The sequence below is a fragment of the Paractinoplanes hotanensis genome, assembly GCF_023717965.1.
Taxonomy (GTDB): domain Bacteria; phylum Actinomycetota; class Actinomycetes; order Mycobacteriales; family Micromonosporaceae; genus Actinoplanes; species Actinoplanes polyasparticus.
Genome location: NZ_JAMQOL010000008.1, coordinates 209166 through 230428, shown reverse-complemented (window position 1 = coordinate 230428; position 21263 = coordinate 209166). Strand labels below are relative to the sequence as shown.

Sequence of the window (21263 nt, the reverse complement as noted above, 5' to 3'; positions counted from 1 at the left end):
GGTCCGAGGCAAGCCCCGGACCGCGGCATTTCGTGGTACCGCCTACGCTCGAAGTGTGGCCGCGCCCCTGGAACCAGAGACCACCCCCGAGGAGTACCGCCAGCGTGCGCTTCTGCTCGCCGATCTCGGCCGGTACGACGAGGCGGCCCAGGAGGTCGCCGCCGGGCTGACGGCCGCGCCCGACGAACCCAGCCTGCTGGCCACCCTGGCCCGCATCCACCTCGCGGCCGAGCAGCCGGGCGAGGCTCTGCGGGCCGCCGACAAGGCGGTGGCGGCCGGCCCCGAGACGATCACCAACCTGGTCGTCCGGGCCATGGCGCTGACCGACAGCCGGCAGTACGGCGACGCGGCCCGGGTGGCGGGCGAGATCCTGCGCCAGTGGCCGGCCGACGCCTACGCCCAGCGGACGGGCGCCGCCCTGCTCAGCGAGTCACGCAACGGGCAGGAGGCGCTGAACGCCGCCTGGAACGCCGTCCGGGTCGCGCCCGACGAGGCCGAGGCGCACCTCGTGCTGGCCGTCGTGGCGGCGCGGCTGCGGCTCTTCGATCTGGCCCAACGGGCGTACGCGCAGGCCCTTGATCTGGACTCGGCGATCGGCGACGCCCAGCACGACATGGGAATCGTGCGGTTCGAGCGGCGGCGCTGGGCCAAGGCCCTCGAGTCGCTGGCCGACGAGGCCACGTTGCCCGCTCAGGGCGAGCCCGAGACGCAGGCGGAGCAGGCGGGCGACTATCCCGAGCCGTTCCCGCGCAAGTATCCGGCGCCCGACCGGCCCGAGCCGCAGGAGCCGAAGCGCGGTTCGAGCAGCTGGACCGGGGAGCCCGCGATCAGCCGGCCGTCGGGTCCGGTGCTCGACCCGTCCGAGCCGTCGGCCGAGGCCGTGCGGCGGGGCGTGCTCTACGGCGCCAACGCGACGCTGGTCACCGGGGTCATGGCCGGCTTCATGACGCTGACCAGCGAGGGGATCTCGCGGGTGTGGGCCGGCCTGGTCGGGGTGCTGATCGTGGTGGGTGTCCTGATCGCGCTCAAGCGGATGGTGCCCGAGCCGCTGGCGGCCGCCCTGGGTCGGCTGCGGGCGCACAACCGGCCCCTGGCGGGCGCGACCTACATCGGCTTCGTGGCGCCGCTCGTCCTCCTGGTCTATGCGCTGGTGGGTGGCGTCGTCACGCTGGTCGCGGCCCTGGTCCTGGCCGCGGTGGCCGAACTGCTGATCCTCAGCCGGCGGTAAGACCGCTGACGGAACCGATCGGCGTCCGCGGTCGGGCCAGTCCGGCCCGCAGCCTGGCCTCGACGGAGTGCGGTGTGGGCCCGAGCGCGTCGAGAGCCAGCAGGGCCGCGCCGGTGATGGGCGGAACCTCGGGGACCGAGATCTCGGCCTGCGGGGCCTGGCGGAGAGCCCCGGCCAGCACCTGGCTGTGCAATTGCGGGTGGCGGGCCCGCAGGACGCTGCCGCCCAGCACCAGAGCGTGCGGACGGTCCAGCAGGCCGAGGCGACCGGCGGCGACCCGGTGCTGCCCCAGGATCTCTTCGGCCTGCCGGGTGATCAGGGCGCCCGCCACCTCGTCACCGCTCGCGGCCACCTCGAACAGCAGATGCGACAGGTGCGGGATCTCGTCCCGGTCGATCTCGCCCACGTGCAGCGCGATGGAGACCGCCTCGACCGTGGGCCGGTCGAAGTGTGCGGCCACCGCGGCACTCAGGGCGGTGGGGCGCCCCCGGCCGTCCTCGCCCCTCGCCGCGAGGCGCAGGGTGTGATCGGCCAGGTCATGTCCGCCGCCCCAGTCGCCGGAGATCGGGCCCAGGGCGACGAACCGGGCCGTACGGCCATCGGCCGCCCGCCCCACGCAGTTGTTCCCGGCGCCGCAGACCACGGTGACCGCGTCCGGCATCGACGTGCCCGACCGCAGCAGGGCGAAACAGTCGTTGTCGACGACTGTGCGCCGGGCCCACGCCTGCGCGGACAGGGCTGTCTGGAGCTGGGCCACCTCGGCCGGAAGATCCGCGCCGGCCAGGTAGGCCGCGGCTACCTCGATCGGTTCGTCGTCCGGCAGTCCGGCCTGCCCGCGGGCGGTCTCGACGAGCTGGTCGAGGACGCTGACCGTGCCGGCCAGGCCGATGTTGTGCGGCGAGGACGTGCCGCCGCGGACCGACGCCAGCACGTCGCCGTCGGCGGCGCCGAGCACCACGTCCGTCTTGGAATTGCCCCCGTCGATGGCGAGATAGAGCGCTCTCATCGGGCCCACGCGAGATGGGCGCGGCCGCCGGCGATCAGGCGGTCGGTGAGCTGCTCGGCCTTCTCGTGCTGCCCGACCAGCGGATGGGCCAGCAGGGCGTGGTAGACCCGCTCGCGGCCGCCCCGCAGCGCCGCGTCGAGCGCCAGTTCCTCGTACCCCGAGACGTGCGCGACCAGACCGGAGAGCTCGGGTGGCAGGGGGTTGAGCGGCAGCACCGCGGGGCCGGCCGTGGTGGCGCGGGCCGAGACCTCGATGACCGCGTCGTCCGGCAGGAAGGGCAGAGTTCCTTCATTGCGTACGTTGACCGAGTGCACAGCCCGGTCGTCGAACCCGTGCAGCGACGCGATGAGCCCGACCGCCGCCTCGGAGTAGTAGGCGCCGCCCCGCTCGCCGAGGAGCGCCGGCTTCTCGACCAGCGCGACATCGCGGTACATCTCGAGCAGGGTCGCCTCGATCTCGGCCACCCGCTGCCCGCGCGTCGGAGAGTTCAGCAGCTCCCGGACGTGCCGGTCGTGGGCGTAGAAGTAGGACAGGTAGTACGAGGGAACGTTGCCCAGCGTGCGCAGCACCTGTTCGGGCAGGTCGACCTCGGCCGCGAGCTCCGGCAGGTGCGAATCGAGCAGCTCGGGCAGCCGGTTGACGCCGTCCACATAGGCCGCGCGCTCCCACGTCAGGTGGTTGAGGCCGACATGTTCGAGGGTGACCGCCGACGGCTCCACCCCCAGGTGGGCGGCGAAGCGCCGCTGGAAGCCGATCGCCACGTTGCACAGCCCGACCGCGCGGTGACCGGCGTCGAGCAGCGCCCGCGTGACGATGCCGACCGGGTTGGTGAAGTCGACGATCCACGCGCCCGGTTTGGCCCTTTCCCTGATGCGCGAAGCGACGTCGAGGACCACCGGGACCGTACGCATCGCCTTGGCCAGACCGCCCGCGCCCGTCGTCTCCTGACCGACGCAGCCGCAGTCGAGCGGGAACGTCTCGTCGCCTATCCGGGCCTGCTGGCCACCGACGCGCAACTGGACGACCGCCACGTCGGCGTCGGTCACGCCGGCGTCGAGGTCGGTGGTCCACCAGATCTTGGCGGGATGGCCGTAGTGCTCGAGGATGCGGGCGGAGAACGCGCCCACGACCTCGAGCCGGTCGGCGGCCGGATCGATCAGCACCAGTTCGGTGACCATCGAGCCGAGCCGGGCGAATCCGTCGACGAGTTCCGGGGTGTAGGTGGACCCACCCCCGACAACAGCGATTTTCAACCTTTGAATCCTGTCAGTGTAATGCCCCGGACGAAGGCACGCTGAGCGAAGAAGATGACGACGAGCGGCTGTGGCTGATCAGGGCAAAAGGGCGTGCGGGAGCCGTTTGTTCGCTGTGGCCTCTCAGGTGGGGGTTTAAGCAGGTGGGGGTTTAAGAGGAACGGATCGAGTCGATGAGGGCTTCGTGCACCGCCGTCAGACCGGCGTCGAGCGCGCCGAGCAGCACCGCGTCGTCGTCGATGGCGGTCACGGCGATCGAGCTCTCCAGCGGGGCCGCGCGGCGCACCGCGAAAGTCACCGCGGACAGCAGCGGCGCCCCGCCGGCCTGGGCGATCGGGCCGGAGAGCACCACCAGATAGGGGTCGAGCACGGCGATCACCGCGGCCAGCCCGATCACGATGCGATCGGCCAGGGCGATCAGGAAGTCGCCGCCGTTGGCCGGGTCGGTCGCTGCGGCCCGGACCACGTCGGCCGGTGTGCGCCCGGGAACGCCGCTGTCGCGGGCGAGTTCGAGGATCGCGGCGCCGCCGAAGAGGTCCTGCAGGTCGAGCTTGCGGTGCGAGGAGTCGGGGGAGTAGAGCGGCATGTAGCCGATCTCGCCGGCGCCACCACGGGCGCCGCGCATGAGGGTGCCGGCCATGTCGATGGCCAGACCGAGGCCCTCCTCGCCCAGCCAGAGCAGGGCGAAGCCGTCGGCGTCGCGGCCCACGCCTCGCTGCCGCTCGGCGATCGCGGCCAGGTTGACGTCGTTGTCGACGCCCACGTGGGTGCCGAGCGCCGCCGCCAGCTGGGGGACCAGGCCCGTACGCCCGAAGCCGGGCACGTCGACGTGCCGGATCGTCGCGGTGTGCGGGTCGTACGAGCCGGCCACGCCGAACTGCACGTGCCGGATGCGATCGGCCGGGACGCCGGCCTCGTCGCTGAGCCGGGCCACGACCTCGACCAGGGCGGTCAGCGGGTCGGTGGTGAGAAAGTCGATGGACGACTCGATACGTCCGCGGACCTCGCCGGTGAGGTCGCAGAGCGCGGCGACCACCGAGGGGGCGCCGCTCGCCCCGATGTCGCGCACCGAGACGGCGGCCGCGTAGGCCGCGTCGGGGTTCGCGTTGTAGATCTCGGCGTTCGGCCCGGGCCGCCCGCTGTTGTGGCCGACGACGTTGACCAGCCCGGCATCGGTCAACCGGCGTAACACCTCGGAGATCGTCGGCGTCGACAGCGCCGTGAGTTTGCGCAGGTCGGCCCGCGTGAGCATGCCGGGGTCCAGCAGGTGGGCCAGAGCCGCGCTCTCGTTCATGGCACGCAGCAGTTTGGACGAACCGGCCAGACGGGTCACGGCGGCTCCCGGTGCGAAGTAGCGATAGGCAAACTGGCTAACAGTTTGCCCGGACGGTAGGCGGACCGCATTCCGGTGTCAAGGGTCCGGCCGCCAGCCTAGAGCAGTCCATCGAGACCTATTGATAAACCTTTTTAACAGTTGTAGCGTCTCGACTCATCGCGCGATCCATCCCCCACGATCACCCTCTTTCGAGGAGCGCCATGATCCGCGCAAGAAGAGTCCTGTACGCCACCGTCGCCCTGGCCGTCCCCGGCGCCGCCCTGATCTATGGGCTGCTCCCCGCCAGCGCTGCGACGGCCGGTCCGATCAAGGGCCTGGGCGGCAAGTGTGTCGACGTAGCGGCCGCCAGTCCGGCCAACGGCACCGCCATCCAGCTCTACGACTGCAACAACACCGGCGCCCAGCAGTGGACCGTCGGCAACACCGACAACAGCATCCGTGCGCTCGGCAAATGCCTCGACGTCACGGCCGCCGCAACCACCAACGGCGCCAAGATCCAGCTGTACGACTGCAACGGCACCGCCGCCCAGAAATGGACCGTATCGGGCGCCACCCTGGTCAATTCGGGCAGCGGAAAGTGCCTGGACGTGACCGGCAGCAGCAGCGCCAACGGCACCCGGCTCCAGATCTGGACGTGCTCCGCCACGGCCAACCAGAGCTGGACCCTGCCCGGCGGCTCCACCCCGACCACGCCGCCGACCACCCCGTCCGGGGTCAACCTGGACAACCCCGTGAAGAAGGACGTCGCGATGCAACTCGTGTCCGCGGCCGAGAACTCGTCGCTGGACTGGCGGGCCCAGTTCCGCTACATCGAAGACATCAACGACGGGCGCGGCTACACGGCCGGCATCATCGGCTTCTGCTCCGGCACCGGCGACATGCTGGAACTCGTGCAGGCGTACACCAACGCCGTGCCCGGCAACGTGCTGGCCAAATACCTGCCCGCGCTGCGCAACGTCAACGGCACGGCCTCGCACGCCGGACTCGACCCCAACTTCACCAACGACTGGCGTACGGCAGCGAACGACAGCCGCTTCCAAGCCGCCCAGGAATCGGAACGCGACCGCGTCTACTTCAACCCCTCGGTACGAGACGGCAAGAACGACGGGGTGCGCGCCCTGGGCCAGTTCGCCTACTACGACGCAGCGGTGATGCATGGGTACGAGGGAATGCGAGCCATCCGCACGCAGGCGCTGAAGCGGGCCAAGCCCCCGTCCCAGGGCGGCGACGAAAGGGCGTGGCTCAACGTCTTCCTGGACGAACGCGTCATCGAGATGAAGAAGGAGGAGGCGCACTCGGATACGTCCCGTGTGGACACCGCGCAGCGCCGCTTCCTCAACGCCGGCAACTTCGATCTGAATACGCCGTTGGACTTCGCCGTTTATGGCGAGAATTTCCGTATCGGCTGAGTCTTTGTTCTGGGGTCGGGGGTGCCTGTGGTGGCTCCGGCCCTGCTGTTTTTCAAGACCGCGGTTTTCTTGCGGTGGGACGGCCGGGGCCGAGGGTGTTCTATCACTGCTTTGAGAGCGTTTTTACGCAGTGATAGAACACCCTCGGCCCCGGCCTTGCCGGGGGTTCACCTTGCGGTGAGTTGGGGGTTGGCGCTTCTCTGGGTGCCTGGCTGAGGTGGGGGAACCCGTGCGGCTTGGCGGTCTGGCTTCCGCGACGGGGATGAAGCCGGGAGGCTTTCCTACTCGGGCGGGCCTGGGTGGTGGGTTGCGCGTTCGCACCGTGCCGGTTGCGCTTGCCTTCGGCATGCCCTGCGGGCGATATGGGCTGGGATGGGGGTAGGGGTAGGGGTAGGAAGTATTCGAGTGCTGGGGAGGCCTGTGGTGCTCAGTGGCTACTCGGCCTCACGCCGGTGGTGGCAAATTGGTTGAGTCCTTTCCGTCTTTTCTCTCCACAGTGGGCCCTTGGCTTGGGGGTTCTCCGGGCGACGGCAGTCGCAGCTCATCGTGAGGGTGGGAAGGACGCAAGCCGCTCTTTGCTTGCGTCCTTCCCGGCTTGCGATTCGCTCCTGGCGGCCGTTGGTCGGAGAGCCCCCAAGCCCACCCAGCGTCACCATCGCCAGAGATGCTCTCCAGCGATGGCCGGGGTCTGGGGCAGCGCCCCAGGGTTCGCCCCCCCCGATCAGCCGACTGAGCGCTGGCAGGCGACGTCGAGATGTCGGTGATCAGCCGTCTAACGGTTCCAGGTCCAGGCGTACGCCGTGTCCTCGACGGCGACGGCGGCGTCGCACAGGTCGAGGGGGCGGAAGGTGTCGACCATGACGGCCAGCTCGTCGAAGGCCTCGATGCCCAGGGCCCGTTCGACCGCGCCGGGCTGGGGACCGTGCGTGAAGCCGGACGGGTGCAGCGAGATCGAACCCTGCTCGATGCCGGAGCCGCGGCGGGCCTCGTAGTTGCCGCCGGTGTAGAAGATCATTTCGTCCGAGTCGACGTTGTGGTGGTTGTACGGCACCGGGATGGCCAGCGGGTGGTAGTCGACCTTGCGGGGCACGAACGAGCAGATCACGAAGTTGGGGCCCTCGAACGTCTGGTGGACCGGCGGCGGCTGGTGCACGCGCCCGGTGATGGGCTCGAAGTCGTGGATCGAGAACGCCCACGGGTAGAGGCAACCGTCCCAGCCGACCACGTCGAACGGGTGCTGCGCGTAGACGTGCTTCGTCCAGCCCGCGCGGTGTTTCACCAGCACTTCGACGTCGGTCTCGTCGACCAGGAGCGGCGTGCCGGGGGCGCGCAGGTCGCGTTCGCAGAACGGCGCGTGCTCGAGGAACTGGCCGCGCACCGACAGGTAGCGCTTCGGCGGTCCGATGTGGCCGGTCGCCTCGATGGTGAGGAGACGAGCCGGTCCGTCCTGCGGGACGATCCGGTGGACGACCGAGGTCGGGATGATCACGTAGTCGCCGGGGCCGGCCTCGAGCGCGCCGAAGCTGGTCTCGACGATCACCCGCCCCTCCTCGACGTACAGGCACTCGTCGCCGACGGCGTCGCGGTAGAGCGGGGACGACCGGTCGGCGACCACGTAGCCGATCCGCACGTCGTCGTTGGCCAGCAGCGGGCGGCGGCCGAGCACCGCGTCGGCCGGGCCGGCATCGAGCTTGTGGGTGCGCAGGTGGCGCGGCTTGAGCGGGTGGTTGGCCGACCGGGCGAGCGGCGGGGTCTCGTACACCTCGGCCGAGGCGATGGCCGTGGGCGGGTGCCGGTGATAGAGCAGCGACGAGTCGGACGAGAAGCCTTCCTGTCCCATCAACTCCTCGGAATAGAGGCCGCCGTCAGGTCGCCGGAACTGCGTGTGCCGCTTGTGGGGCACCTCGCCGACGCTGCGGTAGTAGGGCATCGTTGCCACCCACCTTAATTACGACATTCAGGACGTGGTTGTCCGCTTCTCGAAGACTCCATTAGGTTCGGATTCGTGTCAACGCTGGTTCCTCCGCTCTTCGCCGGGCTGGTGGACGACGCGTCCCTGCTGCCGCCGAGCCCCACTGGCGTCGCCGAGGCCGTCGCCAAGCACGACGAGCACCGTGCAGGCTGGTTCGCCGGCCTGCTCGGTCCCTTGCTCGTGCCCGCCTCGCTGATCGGCGCCGACCTGATCGCCCACGACGTGCCGTTCGCCCTGGTCGGTGACGTCAGCCTGGGCGCGTTGCCCATCGCGGTCGACAAGCTGCGGGCGGCCGGCGGGCGCGTCCTGCACATCGAGGCCGCCGTGGCGCGCCGCGGCGAGGACCCGCAACCCGGTCTCGCCGGTCTGCGCGCCCTGTCCGAGGGCGACCGGGAGCTTCTGGTGTACGCCGAGATTCCACTGAGCTGGGGCCTGCTGGGCGCTCTGGACACGGTGCTGGAGGCCCGCGCCGCCGGTCTGCCGATGGCGCCCAAGTTCCGCGTCGGCGGGCTCGCCGCCGAACTGTTCCCGACCCCGGTCGAGCTGGCCGCCGTGCTCTGCGCGTGCCGCGACCGGCAGCTGCCGTTCCGGCTGGCCGCGGGGCTGCGCCACGCGATCCGGCACACCGACCCCGAGACCGGCTTCACCCATCACGGCTTCCTCAACGTGCTCACCGCGGCGATCAGCGCGCACGACGGGGGCGAGGTGGCCGAGGTGGCCGAGGTGCTCGCCGCCACCCATCCGGTGCCGCTGGTCGAGGCCTGCCGCGCCCGGCGTGGTGAGCCGCGGCCGCTGTTCGCCGGGTTCGGGGCGGTCGGCGTCGTCGAGCCGCTCACCGAGCTGGTGCGGCTCGGCCTGATCAACGGGGGCTACGAGTGAACGGGTTCGGGCTCGACAATCTGCCGTACGGCGTGTTCAGCCGGCCCGGGGGTGAGCGGCGTCTCGGCGTACGGCTGGGGACCGACGTCGTTGATCTTTCGAGCCTGGGCGGGCACCTGGCCGCGGGCTCGCTCAACCCGCTGATGGCGGCCGGCCGCGCGGAATGGCGGGCCGCGCGGGAAGCCGTGATCGCGCACGTGACGGCCGGTCCGCCGCTGATCCCGCTGAGCGCGGTGACCCTGCACCTGCCGTTCGAGGTGGCCGACTACACCGACTTCTATTCGTCCGAGCAGCACGCGCTGACCGTCTCCAAGATCCTGCGGCCGGACGCTCCCGGCCTGCCGCCGCAGTGGAAGCACCTGCCGATCGGCTATCACGGCCGGTCGGCCACCGTGGTCGTCTCCGGCACCCCGATCCGGCGGCCGTCGGGGCAGATCGCCGAGGGGGTCTTCGGCCCGTCCCGGCGGCTCGACGTCGAGGCCGAGGTCGGCTTCGTGGTCGGCGTGCCCGGCCGGCGCCTCGCCACCACGGACTTCGCCGAGCACGTCTTCGGCCTCACGCTGGTCAACGACTGGTCGGCCCGCGACCTGCAGGCCTGGGAGTACCGCCCGCTCGGCCCGTTCCTGGCCAAGTCGTTCGCGACGTCGGCCTCCCCGTGGGTCGTGCCGCTCGACGCGCTGGCCACCGTCCCGGCGGTTCCGCAGGATCCCGAGCCGCTCGACTACCTGCGCCCGTCCGGCCCCGGCTTCGACCTGCGCCTGAGCGTCGAATGGAACGACACCCCGGTCAGCTGCCCGCCGTTCGCCTCGATGTACTGGACGGCGGCCCAGCAGCTGGCCCACCTGACCAGCAACGGCGCCGCCGTGCGGACGGGCGACCTGTACGCCTCGGGCACCGTCAGCGGCCCGGAACGCGACCAGGCCGGCTCGTTCCTCGAACTCACCTGGAACGGCGCCGAGCAGGTCAAACTGGCCGACGGCACGCGGCGTGGCTTCCTCGAGGACGGCGACCACGTGCGGATCGCCGGCACCGCGCGTTCGGCGGCCGGCACAGAGATATCTCTCGGCTCGGTTTCCGGGACGGTCATCCCCTGAGTTGTGTCGTACGGTGTACGCGGGGGTGACGCTATGTCGACGGTCGTGGTGACCCGCCTGATCGACGCGCCGGTCGCGGCGGTCTGGCAGGTGTTCACCGATCTGAGCCGGCGCCGCGAGTGGCTCACCGCGGTCACCCGGGTCGAGGTGCGCAGCCCCGGGCCGTTCGGCGCGGGCACGGTGTGGCGCGAGACGCGCAGCATGGCCGACGGCGGCGAGGTCACCGAGGAGTTCCGGGTCCGCGAGTGCGAGGTGCCCGAGCGGTTCGTGGTGACGTCGCCGGGCATCGGCGCCGACTACCGCATGACGTATTCGTTCGTGCCGGTCATGTCGGGCCGTCATCGCGGCGGCACGATGGTGACCGTGAAGCAGGACGGCTCGGCCACCGCGCCCGCCGGCCGCATCCTGGGGTTGATCTTCGGGGGCCTGGCCGCCGAAACGGCCGAGGGCGCCCTGCGCCGCGACCTCGACGATCTGGCCGCGGTCGCCTGACATAGGCTGCCCGGGTGTCCCGGGTGCTGCTGCGATCGTTGGTGGCGGTCGTGCTGGCGGCCGCGGCCGCCCTGGTCGGCTGGCGGGTGCTGGGCCCGGCCGAGGTGCTCTCGCCCGCGTCGGGGGGCTATCCCGATCCGGTCAGCAGCGGTCCGGGGGTCACCGGGCGTACGAACATGGCGCCGCTCATCGTCGACGAGCGATTGCGGGTGTACGCGGGCAAGCGGCAGGTGCGGGCCGACTCCCCGGTCGACGCGAAGAGTGTGAACACCGCGCGCTGGTCGCTGCGGCGCTGGCCGGCCCAGGTCGCGGGCGTGGTGGCGTCCGGGCCGACGGTTGTCAGCCGGTGGTCGGATGGCGAGCTGATCGCGATCGACGGGCGTACCGGGCGGGAGGCGTGGCGGGTCGGCACGGATCTGCCGGCGCCGGCCGCCGAGGGGCATCGAACCGGAGCCTCGATCGTCTGGGCGCCGGTGGGGCTGTACGTCGGCGACGGAGCGGTGCTGGTCGCAGGGGGTGGTCGGCTGGTCGCGTACGAGGTGGCGAGCGGAGCGCAGCGCTGGGCGGCCGACGTGCCGTGCGCGGACGGTTTCACCACGCTGGGCGGGCAGTTCTTCTGCTCCAGCGGCGGGTACTCGTTGTCGAGCGGGGCGGCACTCACGCCGTACCCAAATGGGCCTTTTGTTCCTATTGCGTGTGAGGTCGGACGCTCCGGTTGTGCGGGCTTACGCGACAGGAACGGGCAGGGGTATTTCGCTGACGGAAGGGCGCTGCGGCGATCCGTCGACTTGGACAAACCGGACAGCACGATTGTCGCCGGCAAGGCTGTGACGGTGCCAGCGAACGTACAAGCGCTGGGTGTTTCTCGCGGGCGGCTGGTGACGCTGACCCCCGATCGTCACCTGCGTGTCGACGGCGGGCCGGACTTCCCGCTGGCTGTCGGCACCGAAGCGCTGACCTGGAAGCCGGGGTTGTGGCAGGTCACCGACGACTTTGTGGCCATCGAGCGTCTGGACGAGGACAGCGCCGACGGCTACTTCACCGTCGACACCGTGATCATCGCGTCGGTCAGGTGAACCGCGGCGCGACGTCGCCGATCGCCTGATCGAGGATCCCCAGCCCGAGGTCGAGCTCGTCGGCCGAAGACGTCAGTGCGGGAGCAATCCGGAAGACGCCGCCCATGCCGGGCAGCTGCACCACGTTCATGTGCAGGCCGAGCTCGAGGCAGCGCCGGGTGACCGCCGCGCCCAGCTCGTCGGCCGGCTGTTTCGTCTGCTGGTCGAGCACCAGTTCGAGGCCGACCAGCAGGCCGCGGCCGCGCACGTCGCCGATCACCGCGTGGCGGGTTCGCAGCTCGCGCAGGCCGTCGGCCAGGTGCGTGCCCAGCTCGGCGGCCCGGTGGTCGAGCTTGTCCGCCTCCAGGACGTCCAGAACCGTGTTGCCGACGGCGGCCACCAGAGGATCGGAGACGTGCGTGGTGAAGAACAGGAAGCCCCGCTCGTGTGCGGTCTGCTCGATCTCGGCGGTGGTCACCACGGCGGCCAGCGGCAGCCCGGCGCCGAGAGTCTTGCTCAGCGTCAGGACGTCCGGCGTGACGGCGTCGCGCTGGAACGCGTACCAGTCACCTGTTCTGCACAGACCTGTCTGTGCTTCGTCGAGGATGAGCAGGCCGCCGCGCTCGTGGCACTTGTCGCGCAGCGCGGCCAGATAGCCCGGCGGCAGGTCGAGGACGCCGCCCGAGCTGAGGATCGGCTCGACGATGCAGGCGGCCAGGCTGCCCACCGACTGGGCGTCGAACAGCTCGAACGAGAAGTCCAGCTGCCGCCGCCAGTCCAGCTCACCGTTCGCGTCGGTGAAGTCCGGGCGGTACGCGTTCGGCGTGGGGATCGCGAAATTGCCGGGCGCCGCCGGCCCGTACCCCTTGCGCCCGGAACTGTAGGTAGCGCCGGCGGCCGCCTGGGTCATGCCGTGCCACGAGCGGCCGAACGAGATGATCTCGTGCCCGCCCGTGACCAGCTTGGCCATCCGGATGGCGGCCTCGTTCGACTCGGCCCCGGTGGTCAGCAGCAGCACCTTCTCGAGGGGATCGGGCAGCGACTCGGCGAGGCGCCGGGCCAGGTCGACCACCGGGCGGCTGAGCATGCCGCTGAACAGGTGGTCGAGCGAGGCGATCTGGCGCTGCACGGTGGCCACCACGGCCGGGTGCGAGTGCCCGAGGATCGCGCTCATCTGTCCCGAGGTGAAGTCGAGCAGCCGCCGGCCGTCCGCCGTGAAGACGAAGCTGCCCTCGGCGCGCTCGATGATCTCGGGGGCGAACCGCCCCGCGCCGGAGTAGCGGACCAGGTGACGCTCGGCGTCCGACCAGAACGTGTCTGTCATGCCTCGACGCTAAGAGGTGATCTAGCGTCGGGTCCATCTCACATTTCCGCGCCTGCTGTTAAGGAGAGCCGCACAGTGACGTTGAATCCGTGGCGCCTGCGGTTGCTGGTCGACCTTTCCACGTACGGCACGGTCCGCGCGGTCGCCCAGCGCGGCAATCACAGTCCGTCCGCGGTGTCGCAGCAGCTGGCCACCCTGGAACGGGAGACCGGCACGGCCCTGCTGGAACGCACCGGCCGCCGCGTGCGGCTCACCGCAGCCGGGGTGCTGCTGGCCGGCCGGGCCCGCGAGATCCTGGCCGCCATGGACGCGGCCGAGGCGTCGCTGCGCGGCCTGCGGGACGAGCCGGCCGGCACGGTGACGCTCGGGGCCTTTCAGAGCGCGATCCCGGCGCTGGCCGAGCCGGCCGTCGCCCGGCTGGCCGCACGGCATCCCGACGTCACCGTGGTGCTGCTCGAGATGGAACCGCACGTGAGCATGCCGGCCCTGCGCCGCGGCGACGTGGACGTCATCGTCACGACCACCGACTTCGCGGGCGCCGAACTCGACCCGGCGATCGACCTGGTGCCCCTGGCCGAGGACGAGGTCGTGCTGGTGCTGCCGGCCGGGCACCCGCTGGCCGCGCTGGAGGCGGTCGGCCTGGAAGCGTGCGCCGACCAGCGCTGGACCTTCGACGTGGCCGGCTCGTACATGTCGGACCTGGCCACCCGCCTGTGCCGCGAAGCGGGCTTCGAGCCGACGGTGATCTGCCGCTTCAACAACTACATGCTGACGCTGCGGCACGTGGAAGCCGGCCGCTCGATCGCCTTGCTGCCGGCCCTGGCCGTGGATCCGCGCTACCGGGTGGTCACGAGGCCGCTGACGCCCGCGGTCTCCCGGCGCATCACGGCCGCGGCCCGCCGCGGAGTGGATGGCCGGCCCGAGGTAACCGCGGTGCTGACCGCCCTGCGCAGTAGATAAGTTGCTATGGTCCTCGGAACCGCTTGCAGATCGCAATCACTTCGGAGGTTCGCGGTGCTGGACACCACCTGCCACATGTCGATCTCGTTGGACGGCTTCGTCGCCGGGCCGGACCAGAGCCGCGAGAACCCCCTGGGCGTGCGGGGACGCGAAGTGCACGGCTGGCACATCGGCGACCCCCGGGCCACCGAGGCCGACAAGCTAGCGGCGTCCTGGCTCATGCGCCCCCGCGGCGCCTACGTGATGGGCCGCAACATGTACGGCCCGATCCGCGGCGACTGGGACGAGGAATGGTCGGGCTGGTGGGGCGCCGAACCGCCGTACCACGCGCCGGTGTTCGTGCTGACCCACCACGCCCACAAGCCGATCGAGATGGAGGGCGGGACGACCTTCCACTTCGTCACCGAGGGCTTCGACGCGGCCTACTCGGCGGCGCTCGAGGCGGCCGGCGGCAAGGGCGTGGACATCGCGGGTGGGGCTTCGACCGTCCGGCAGGCCCTGATCGCCGGCGTGATCGACGAGCTCACCCTCGACATCGCGCCGGTGCTGCTCGGTTCGGGCGAGCGCATCTTCGACGGCGTCGACTCCTTCGGCTTCGAACCGGTTGAGGTGCTGCACTCGCCGCTGAGCACTCACATCCGCTACCGCCGCCCCAGCTGACACCGCAATTACATGGATGAATTTCAACCACTCTTAGTGACTGCTGCAGCCTCACGCCGCTGCGAGCGGTTCATGAAGACACCACCACCGTCTCGTCGTCAACGTGGGACGAGTTGCCCGAGCAGAGCGGACCATGCGGCTTCGGCGGCACCGGCCACCGGGCCGTCGGGGCCGAGAGCAGCGGGTAACAGCGGGGGCGGGGAACTGCGGCGGATTGCCATCAAGCCGGACTGGTAGGCCGCGTGGAGTTCGGCGGGGGCGGCTGTCAGCAGGTCGGCGGCGATGCTGCCCAGGACGACCAGGTCAGCGTCCAGGCCATTGACCAGGCCGGCGATTCCCCGGCCCAGGGCGGCGGCGGCCATCGTTACGGCGGCCCGTTCGGCGGGGGCCGGGGAAGCGATCACAGCTTTCGCGTACGAGACCGGGTCGGCCGGCGAGGGCTGGCCGAGGTGACGGGCCAGGGCTGTGCCGTCCACGGCGGTGCCCCAGCAGCCGCGGGCTCCGCAGGGGCAGATGACTGCGGGGTCGCCGAAGGGCATGTGGCCGAACTCGCCGCTCGCACCGTGGGCGCCGATCACCAGGCGGCCCTGATCGACCACTGCGCCGCCCAGGCCGTATTCGATGAGCAGGTGCAGGGCGACCGCGGCGCCGGCGGCAGCGCCGCGGGCTGATTCGGCGGTGGCGGCCAGGCTGGCGTCGTTGCCGGCGACCAGCAGTGGCGCGTCGGGCCAGAGGTCGTGCAGGTCGACGTCGTGCCAGCCCGATGTCGTGGCGTCCAGTCGGCGGTCCGATGTGACGGGGCCGGGGGCGGCGATGCCCAGGGCGCGCACCCTTTCGCCGTGCGTCTCGCGCATCCGCGTGATTCCGCCGGCCACGCCGGTCGCCACGTCGGACCATCCGGTGCCCGTGTGGTCGGCGGAGACGGTGGCGACCACACGGCCGCCCAGTTCGACCGTGTCGAGCCGCCAGGCGCGGTGGGTGATCTGCGCGGCCAGCACGACCGGGCCGGACGGGTGGGCGACCAGCGCGGTGGTCGGGCGGCCGCGGGCGCCGCTGCGGGCGGCCGGGGCCTCGGCCAGCAGGGACGCCTGGGTGAGGCGGGCGACCAACTCGGTCGTGGCGCCGGTGCCTATGCCCAGGTGGCGAGCGGCATCGGCCCGGGTGACGCCGGGGTGGGCGTGGACCACCCGGAGCAGCTCGGTCGTGCGCGTCACAGTCGGTCGCTCCTCTTCTTTTGCTCTGGATCAGAGCTTATTCTGCGAAGGTGACACTGAACCGCCCGGCCCTGGCCGTTCTCGGCGCCTCCTCGTTCTTCTACGTGACCGCGGAGACCATTCCGGTGGGGCTGCTGCCCGAGATCGCGGTGGGGCTCGACGTGGCCGAATCCGATGTCGGCCTGCTGCTGACCAGCTACGCCGTGGTGGCCGCGGTGAGCACCATCCCGCTGACCGCGCTGACCATGCGGGTGCCGCGCCACCTGCTGCTGGCGATCACGATGGCGATCTTCGTGGTGTCGCAGGCGGCGGCCACCTTCGCGCCGACCTTTCTGGTGCTGGTGCTGGCCCGGCTGATCTGCGCGCTGGCCCACGGCGTCTTCTGGTCGGTGATCGGGCCGGTCACCGCCCGGCTGGCGCCGCCGGGGCAGGCCGGCCGCGCTACCGCGCTGGTCTTCGTCGGCAACTCGCTCGCGATCGTGCTGGGTGTTCCGCTCAGCACCGCGCTGGGTCAGTGGCTGGGCTGGCGGACGGCGCTGGGCGCGATGGTCGTCGGCGGGGCGATCTGCGTGATCGGGCTGATGAGGGTGCTGCCCGAGCTGCCGCCGCGGCCGCACGACCTGAACGTGCGCCCGGTGGCTCAACTGCGGGCCGCGATCGCCCTCGGCCGGGACCGGCAGGTGCTGTTGCTCTGCCTGATCACTGCCCTGCTGGTGATCGGCCACTTCTCGGCGTACACGTACATCGCCCCGCTCGTGCGGCGCGACGCCGGGCTCGAGGGTGCCGGGCTGAGTGTGCTCCTGCTCGGGTACGGCTTTGTCGGGCTGATCACCAACTACGCGGTGGGCCGCTTCGTCGACCGGCGGCCGGGCACGATGCTCGTCGGCCTGCTCGCCGTGCTGGCCGTCTCGGTCGCGCTGCTCGCGCCGGTGCTGGGCCTGGCGCCGACCGTGATCGTGACCCTGCTGTGGGGCGGCGCCTTCACGGCCATCCCCGTGCTGCTGGCCGCGGCCCCGCTGCGCATCGCGCCGCGGGCCCGGGACGCGGCCTCGGCCCTCTACGTGGTCGCCTTCCAGATCGGGATCGGCGGTGGCGCCTTCCTCGGCGAGCGGATGATGCGCGCCGGTCACCTGGGTGTGCTGCCGCTGGTCACCGCCGGGTTCGCGGTCGTTGCCATCGCGGTCATCGTGACCGTCGGCCGGCGGACCTTCCCCGCTCGGCTGAGCGAGGAGGACCACCACCGGACCGAGGCGCAACTGATCGGTTAGCTTTCCGGGCCACTTCCGCCGCGGCGACGACAGCGTCAGCTCTTCAGGGCCACTTCCGCCGCCGCGAGGAAGGCGTCATTTTCCTCAGCCGTGCCGATCGTGACGCGAACGCCGTCGCCCTGGAACGGCCGGACGATGACGCCGCGCGACTCGCAGACCTGGCCGAACGCGATCGCGCCGTCGCCCAGCGGCAGCCACACGAAGTTGGCCTGACTGGACGGCACGTCCGCGCCCATCGCCCGCAGCGCCTCGGTCACCCGGTCACGCTCGGCCACGACCAGGGCGCACCGGCGGCGGACCTCCTGCTCCTGGGCCAGGGCGGCGATCGCCGCGGCCTGCGCGACCAGGCTGGTCGAGAACGGGGTGAGCACCTTGCGGATGGCCGCGGCCACCTCGGGCTGGGCCACCAGGTAACCCATCCGCAGGCCGGCCAGGCCCCACGCCTTGCTCATGGTGCGCAGCACGAGAACGTTGGGCCGGTCACCGTACGTCTCCAGCCCGTCCGGCACCTCGGGGTCGGTCACCAGTTCGCGGTACGCCTCGTCGAGCACGACGAGCACGTCCGAGGGCACCGAGGCGAGGAACCGGTCGAGCTCGGCCTTGCGGACGCTCGTACCGGTGGGGTTGTTGGGGTTGCAGACGATCACCAGCCGGGTCCGGTCGGTGATCGCGCCGGCCATCGCGTCGAGGTCGTGCCCGTGGCCGTCCGTGTTCGGCACCCGCACGCTGGTCGCGCCCACCCCGGCCGAGATGATCGGGTAGGCCTCGAACGAGCGCCACGAGTAGACGATCTCGTCGCCCGGCAGGCAGGTCGCCTTGACCAGGATCTCGGCCAGCGCCACCGACCCGCAGCCGGTCACGATGCGCTCGGCATCCACCCCGAGCCGCTCGGCCAGCGCGTCCCGCAGGGCCGTCGCGCCCATGTCGGGGTAGCGGTGCGAGTGCAGCATGGCGTCGGTGACCGCCTCGATCACGCCGGGCAGCGGGCCGTACGGCACCTCGTTGCTGGCCAGCTTGATGGCTTCGGCGATGCCGAGCTCGCGGGTCAGGTCGGCCAGGTTGCGGCCGGGCATGTAGGCGGGCAGGCCGTCGAGGTCGGCGCGGGTGAGGCGGGTCATGGCATCAGCCTTCGGTCCGGTTGGCGGGCGGTGGGTGGGTCATCCCTGATGGGAGGTGCCGTTTCCGCCGCCGCTGGTGGTGGCGTCGACGGGCTGGCGGTCGTCGGGCGGCAGCGCGACCACGACCGTGCGCGCCGTCTTGTCGTGGAAGGCCTGGCGCAACTGCTGGTCGAAGACCGGCGACACGCAATCGATGAGCTGGAGCACGAAGCCGATCCCGGCGCAGCCCCAGGCCGGCGTCCACAGGCCCAGGCGGGCCCAGCGCCCGAACGCGCGGCCGAAGCCGAGCGGCTTGGTGTCCTCGACGGCGACGACCTTGATGCGCATGAGGCGTTTGCCCAGCGTCTGGCCGCTGCTGCCGATCGCCGGGGCCTCATAGGCCAGCCAGAGCAGGGTGGCGATGATCAGCATGGCCCAGAGCAGGCCGTCCATGCGGCCCGAGGCCTGCACGTCCCATGCGCTGCCGCCGTTGGCCATCTCGTCGATGGTGGCCCGGTACATCGGCACGAACTCGCGGGCCCACTGGTACGCGAACCAGCCGTTGATCACGATGTTGAGCAGCAGCACGGCGAGGATGTCGATGAGCCGGGCGAGCAGCCGCGGACCCAGCCCGGCTAGCGCGAACCCGTGCGGGCGGGCCTGGATGGGCGGGTACATGCCCGCGCGCATGCCGGGCGGCATCTGCTGCCATCCGGGCGGCGGCTGCCACCCCGGCGGCGGCTGCCATCCGGGCGGCGGCTGTGAACCGGGCGGCGGCTGTGAACCGGGCGGCGCCTGCCAACCCGGCGGAGGCTGCGAGCCCGGCGGAGGCTGCGAGCCCGGCGGAGGCTGCGAGCCCGGCGGGGGCTGCCACGCCGGCGGTGGCTGCCAGCCGGGGGGAGGCTGCCAGCCCGGCGGAGGCGGAGGCTGCGGACCCCAGCCGGGCGGTGGGGACTGCGGAGTCGTCGATGCGGGCGGGGTGGGCTGAATTCCCAACGTCGGAGTTCCCGATGCTGGGACAGCCGGCGGTTCGACAGCCGGCGGCGGCTCCTCTTCGACCGGGGGCGGCCCTTCGGGCGGGACCGCGTCGGCTGGGATGGCCTTGCCCAGCCATCCCTCCCCGTCCCAGTAACGCTGGGTATCGGGGTCGGCGGGGTCTTTGTACCAACCGGCGGGCAGCGAGCTCATGGAGAAACCTTAACGACCACCGTCTGAGCGAACTTGTCGTGCAGGGTCTGCTGGTACGGCTTGTCCCACAGTTGCCACAATCCGTCGATCCAGCTGAAGGCCGGCACGAACATCCCGGCGATGTACTCGATGAAAAAACGCTTGGCGGCGATGCCCCTGGTGAGCGTGAGACTCGGGTCGAGCGGCACCACGCGGATCTTCATGGCCTTCTTGCCCAGGGTCTGCCCGCTCCGGTGCATGTACTCCACGACGTACACGTAGTAGAGCAGCACCGAGACCACCAGGAAGCCCAGCTGGAACAGCAGCACCGGCAGGAAGAAGTCGTTGAACACCTCCCCGAACCCGGCCTCGGGCCCGTAGGACTCGGGATCGGGGGCGTCCAGCCAGTTGATGAAGACGAGGATGGCGGGGACGAACAGCACCATGCTCACCACAAGAAGGAGCCCGACGTCGATCATGTACGCCAGCAGGCGCTGGCTGAATTCGGCGAGGGGAACACCGGCCGGGCTCACGGGCGGGGGCGGCGGCAGGTAGCCGGGCCCCGCCGGATAGCCCGGCGGTGGCCCGTACCCAGGTGGTGGTTGATTCACGCGACCAGTGTCACAGATTGCCGCGGAGTTCCTGCTCCCGCTCGATCGCCTCGAACAGCGCCTTGAAGTTGCCCTTGCCGAAGCCGAGCGAGCCGTGGCGCTCGATCAGCTCGAAGAACACCGTCGGCCGGTCCTGCACGGGCGAGGTGAAGATCTGCAGCAGGTAGCCGTCCTCGTCCCGGTCCACCAGGATCTTGCGGGCCTTGAGCTCCTCGATCGGCACACGTACCTGGCCGATCCGGGCCCGCAACTCGGGGTCGTCGTAGTACGAGTCGGGGGTGTCGAGGAACTGGATGCCGGCCGCGCGCATGGCGTCCACGCTGGCGATGATGTCGTTGGTGGCCACGGCGATGTGCTGGGCGCCCGGGCCGTCGTAGAAGTCGAGGTACTCGTCGATCTGCGACTTGCGCGCGGAGACGGCCGGCTCGTTGAGCGGGAACTTGACCTTGCGGGTGCCGTCCGCCACGACCTTGGACATCAGCGCCGAGTAGTCGGTGGCGATGTCGTCGCCGATGAACTCGGCCATGTTGGTGAAGCCCATGACGCGGCCGTAGAACTCGACCCACTCGTCCATGCGGCCCAGTTCGACGTTGCCGACCACGTGGTCGACGGCCTGGAAGAAGCGCTTGGGCTGGAGGCCGGCGTCGATCGCGGGCTGCCGGTCGACGATCGGCGCGCGGGAGACGAAGCCGGGCAGGAACGGCCCGTCGTAGCCGGACCGGTCGACCAGGGAGTGCACGGTGTCGCCGTACGTCGCGATGGCCGCGATCCGCACGGTGCCGTGCTCATCCTTGAGGTCGTGGGGCTCGGTGACGCTCCGCGCGCCGGCCGCGATCGCGTGGGCGTACGCCTTGTCGACGTCGGGCACCTCGAGCGCGATGTCCTGGATGCCGTCGCCGTGCCGGGTCACGTGGTCGGCCCCCGGCGCCCCCGCGTGCACCGCACCGGTCAGCACGAACCGGGCACCCCCGCTGACCAGAACGTATTCGGCGTGGTCGCGGTAGCCCTGCTCGGGCCCGCGGTACGCCACGCAGGTCATGCCGAAGGCGGTGGAGTAGTAGTGGGCCGCCTGCTTGGCATTGCCCACGAGGAACTTCAGGTGGTCGACGCCCTTGACGGGAAAGACGTCGTCGGTGCGGGTCTCTTGTGCCATCGTCTGCGTCATTGACTGAGGTTGTCGCAGCTCACAGGCTGATTCAACATGTGCTCGGGCAACTGCGCAGCGTGCCCGGTCGGGA

19 protein-coding genes are annotated in these 21263 nt (G+C 71.1%); 9 read left to right on the top strand and 10 right to left on the bottom strand.

Features of this window, described 5'->3' with window-relative positions; genetic code table 11:
• The first annotated feature begins 55 nt into the window (after positions 1-55).
• Complete coding sequence (locus LXN57_RS07190; RefSeq protein ID WP_251797220.1) at positions 56-1228, top strand: tetratricopeptide repeat protein; 1173 nt, start codon at positions 56-58, stop codon at positions 1226-1228.
• Here the strand turns inward: LXN57_RS07190 and LXN57_RS07185 are convergent.
• From LXN57_RS07185 to LXN57_RS07175, 3 genes are all read right to left on the bottom strand, one after another.
• Positions 1215-2234, bottom strand: coding sequence for an N-acetylglucosamine kinase (locus tag LXN57_RS07185; protein ID WP_251797219.1), 1020 nt, complete (start codon positions 2232-2234; stop codon positions 1215-1217). The genes LXN57_RS07190 and LXN57_RS07185 overlap by 14 nt on opposite strands.
• Entirely contained in the window at positions 2231-3487 is a 1257-nt protein-coding gene (locus LXN57_RS07180; protein ID WP_251797218.1) for a family 4 glycosyl hydrolase, read from the bottom strand. Before LXN57_RS07180 ends, LXN57_RS07185 begins: the two co-directional genes overlap by 4 nt.
• Before the next feature lie 151 nt (positions 3488-3638).
• The gene (locus tag LXN57_RS07175) at positions 3639-4820 is read right to left on the bottom strand and encodes an ROK family transcriptional regulator (RefSeq protein WP_251797217.1); all 1182 of its coding nucleotides are present in this window, start codon (positions 4818-4820) and stop codon (positions 3639-3641) included.
• A gap of 203 nt (positions 4821-5023) precedes the next feature.
• Here LXN57_RS07175 and LXN57_RS47855 point away from each other — a divergent pair, with 203 nt between their 5' ends.
• On the top strand, positions 5024-6232 hold the full coding sequence (locus LXN57_RS47855; RefSeq protein WP_285904604.1) for a chitosanase: 1209 nt from the start codon (positions 5024-5026) through the stop codon (positions 6230-6232).
• 772 nt (positions 6233-7004) lie between these two features.
• Here LXN57_RS47855 and LXN57_RS07160 read toward each other — a convergent pair.
• Entirely contained in the window at positions 7005-8162 is a 1158-nt protein-coding gene (locus LXN57_RS07160; RefSeq protein ID WP_251797216.1) for a homogentisate 1,2-dioxygenase, read from the bottom strand.
• A 75-nt stretch (positions 8163-8237) separates the two neighbouring features.
• Here LXN57_RS07160 and LXN57_RS07155 point away from each other — a divergent pair, with 75 nt between their 5' ends.
• The 4 genes from LXN57_RS07155 to LXN57_RS07140 are packed head-to-tail and all read left to right on the top strand — an operon-like array spanning position 8238 to position 11745.
• A complete protein-coding gene (locus LXN57_RS07155; protein WP_251797215.1) occupies positions 8238-9083 on the top strand; it encodes a hypothetical protein in 846 nt (281 codons plus the stop codon).
• Positions 9080-10177 (top strand): fumarylacetoacetate hydrolase family protein, encoded by a 1098-nt coding sequence (locus LXN57_RS07150; protein ID WP_251797214.1) that lies wholly within the window; start codon positions 9080-9082, stop codon positions 10175-10177. The genes LXN57_RS07155 and LXN57_RS07150 overlap by 4 nt, the downstream gene beginning before the upstream one ends.
• A gap of 33 nt (positions 10178-10210) precedes the next feature.
• The gene (locus LXN57_RS07145) at positions 10211-10669 is read left to right on the top strand and encodes an SRPBCC family protein (RefSeq protein ID WP_251797213.1); all 459 of its coding nucleotides are present in this window, start codon (positions 10211-10213) and stop codon (positions 10667-10669) included.
• A gap of 14 nt (positions 10670-10683) precedes the next feature.
• Positions 10684-11745: an outer membrane protein assembly factor BamB family protein gene (locus LXN57_RS07140; RefSeq protein ID WP_251797212.1), complete on the top strand. Its 1062-nt coding sequence runs from the start codon at positions 10684-10686 to the stop codon at positions 11743-11745.
• Here LXN57_RS07140 and LXN57_RS07135 read toward each other — a convergent pair.
• Positions 11738-13048 carry an aspartate aminotransferase family protein gene (locus LXN57_RS07135; protein ID WP_251797211.1) on the bottom strand — a complete coding sequence of 437 codons (1311 nt, stop codon included), beginning with the start codon at positions 13046-13048 and terminating at the stop codon, positions 11738-11740. The two genes, LXN57_RS07140 and LXN57_RS07135, sit on opposite strands and share 8 nt — an antisense overlap.
• Positions 13049-13123: 75 nt before the next feature.
• Between LXN57_RS07135 and LXN57_RS07130 the strand changes: the two genes are divergently transcribed.
• Positions 13124-14008: a LysR family transcriptional regulator gene (locus LXN57_RS07130; protein WP_251797210.1), complete on the top strand. Its 885-nt coding sequence runs from the start codon at positions 13124-13126 to the stop codon at positions 14006-14008.
• Positions 14009-14083: 75 nt separating this feature from the next.
• Positions 14084-14668, top strand: a complete 585-nt coding sequence (locus LXN57_RS07125) for a dihydrofolate reductase family protein (RefSeq protein WP_251797209.1) — start codon at positions 14084-14086, stop codon at positions 14666-14668.
• A gap of 98 nt (positions 14669-14766) precedes the next feature.
• Here the strand turns inward: LXN57_RS07125 and LXN57_RS07120 are convergent, their stop codons facing one another.
• Positions 14767-15882, bottom strand: a complete 1116-nt coding sequence (locus LXN57_RS07120) for an ROK family transcriptional regulator (protein WP_251797208.1) — start codon at positions 15880-15882, stop codon at positions 14767-14769.
• Positions 15883-15932: 50 nt separating this feature from the next.
• Between LXN57_RS07120 and LXN57_RS07115 the strand changes: the two genes are divergently transcribed.
• A complete protein-coding gene (locus tag LXN57_RS07115; protein ID WP_251797207.1) occupies positions 15933-17150 on the top strand; it encodes an MFS transporter in 1218 nt (405 codons plus the stop codon).
• A gap of 35 nt (positions 17151-17185) precedes the next feature.
• On the opposite strand, the gene hisC is transcribed toward LXN57_RS07115, so the two are convergent.
• The 4 genes from hisC to hppD form a co-directional block, all read right to left on the bottom strand.
• Positions 17186-18268, bottom strand: coding sequence for a histidinol-phosphate transaminase (gene hisC, locus LXN57_RS07110; protein ID WP_251797206.1), 1083 nt, complete (start codon positions 18266-18268; stop codon positions 17186-17188).
• 39 nt (positions 18269-18307) lie between these two features.
• A complete protein-coding gene (locus LXN57_RS48570; RefSeq protein WP_438872843.1) occupies positions 18308-18937 on the bottom strand; it encodes an RDD family protein in 630 nt (209 codons plus the stop codon).
• A gap of 494 nt (positions 18938-19431) precedes the next feature.
• Entirely contained in the window at positions 19432-20025 is a 594-nt protein-coding gene (locus LXN57_RS07100) for an RDD family protein (RefSeq protein WP_251797204.1), read from the bottom strand.
• A gap of 10 nt (positions 20026-20035) precedes the next feature.
• Positions 20036-21190: a 4-hydroxyphenylpyruvate dioxygenase gene (hppD, locus tag LXN57_RS07095; RefSeq protein ID WP_251797203.1), complete on the bottom strand. Its 1155-nt coding sequence runs from the start codon at positions 21188-21190 to the stop codon at positions 20036-20038.
• Between the last annotated feature and the right edge of the window lie 73 nt (positions 21191-21263).

Coding starts and splice junctions, on each gene's coding strand:
- LXN57_RS07145 (WP_251797213.1), top strand. CDS start 10,211: ATGTCGACGGTCGTGGTGACCCGCCTGATCGACGCGCCGGTCGCGGCG.
- LXN57_RS47855 (WP_285904604.1), top strand. CDS start 5,024: ATGATCCGCGCAAGAAGAGTCCTGTACGCCACCGTCGCCCTGGCCGTC.
- LXN57_RS07135 (WP_251797211.1), bottom strand. CDS start 13,048: ATGACAGACACGTTCTGGTCGGACGCCGAGCGTCACCTGGTCCGCTAC.
- LXN57_RS48570 (WP_438872843.1), bottom strand. CDS start 18,937: ATGCGCGCGGGCATGTACCCGCCCATCCAGGCCCGCCCGCACGGGTTC.
- hisC (WP_251797206.1), bottom strand. CDS start 18,268: ATGACCCGCCTCACCCGCGCCGACCTCGACGGCCTGCCCGCCTACATG.
- LXN57_RS07125 (WP_251797209.1), top strand. CDS start 14,084: ATGTCGATCTCGTTGGACGGCTTCGTCGCCGGGCCGGACCAGAGCCGC.
- LXN57_RS07185 (WP_251797219.1), bottom strand. CDS start 2,234: ATGAGAGCGCTCTATCTCGCCATCGACGGGGGCAATTCCAAGACGGAC.
- LXN57_RS07160 (WP_251797216.1), bottom strand. CDS start 8,162: ATGCCCTACTACCGCAGCGTCGGCGAGGTGCCCCACAAGCGGCACACG.
- hppD (WP_251797203.1), bottom strand. CDS start 21,190: ATGACGCAGACGATGGCACAAGAGACCCGCACCGACGACGTCTTTCCC.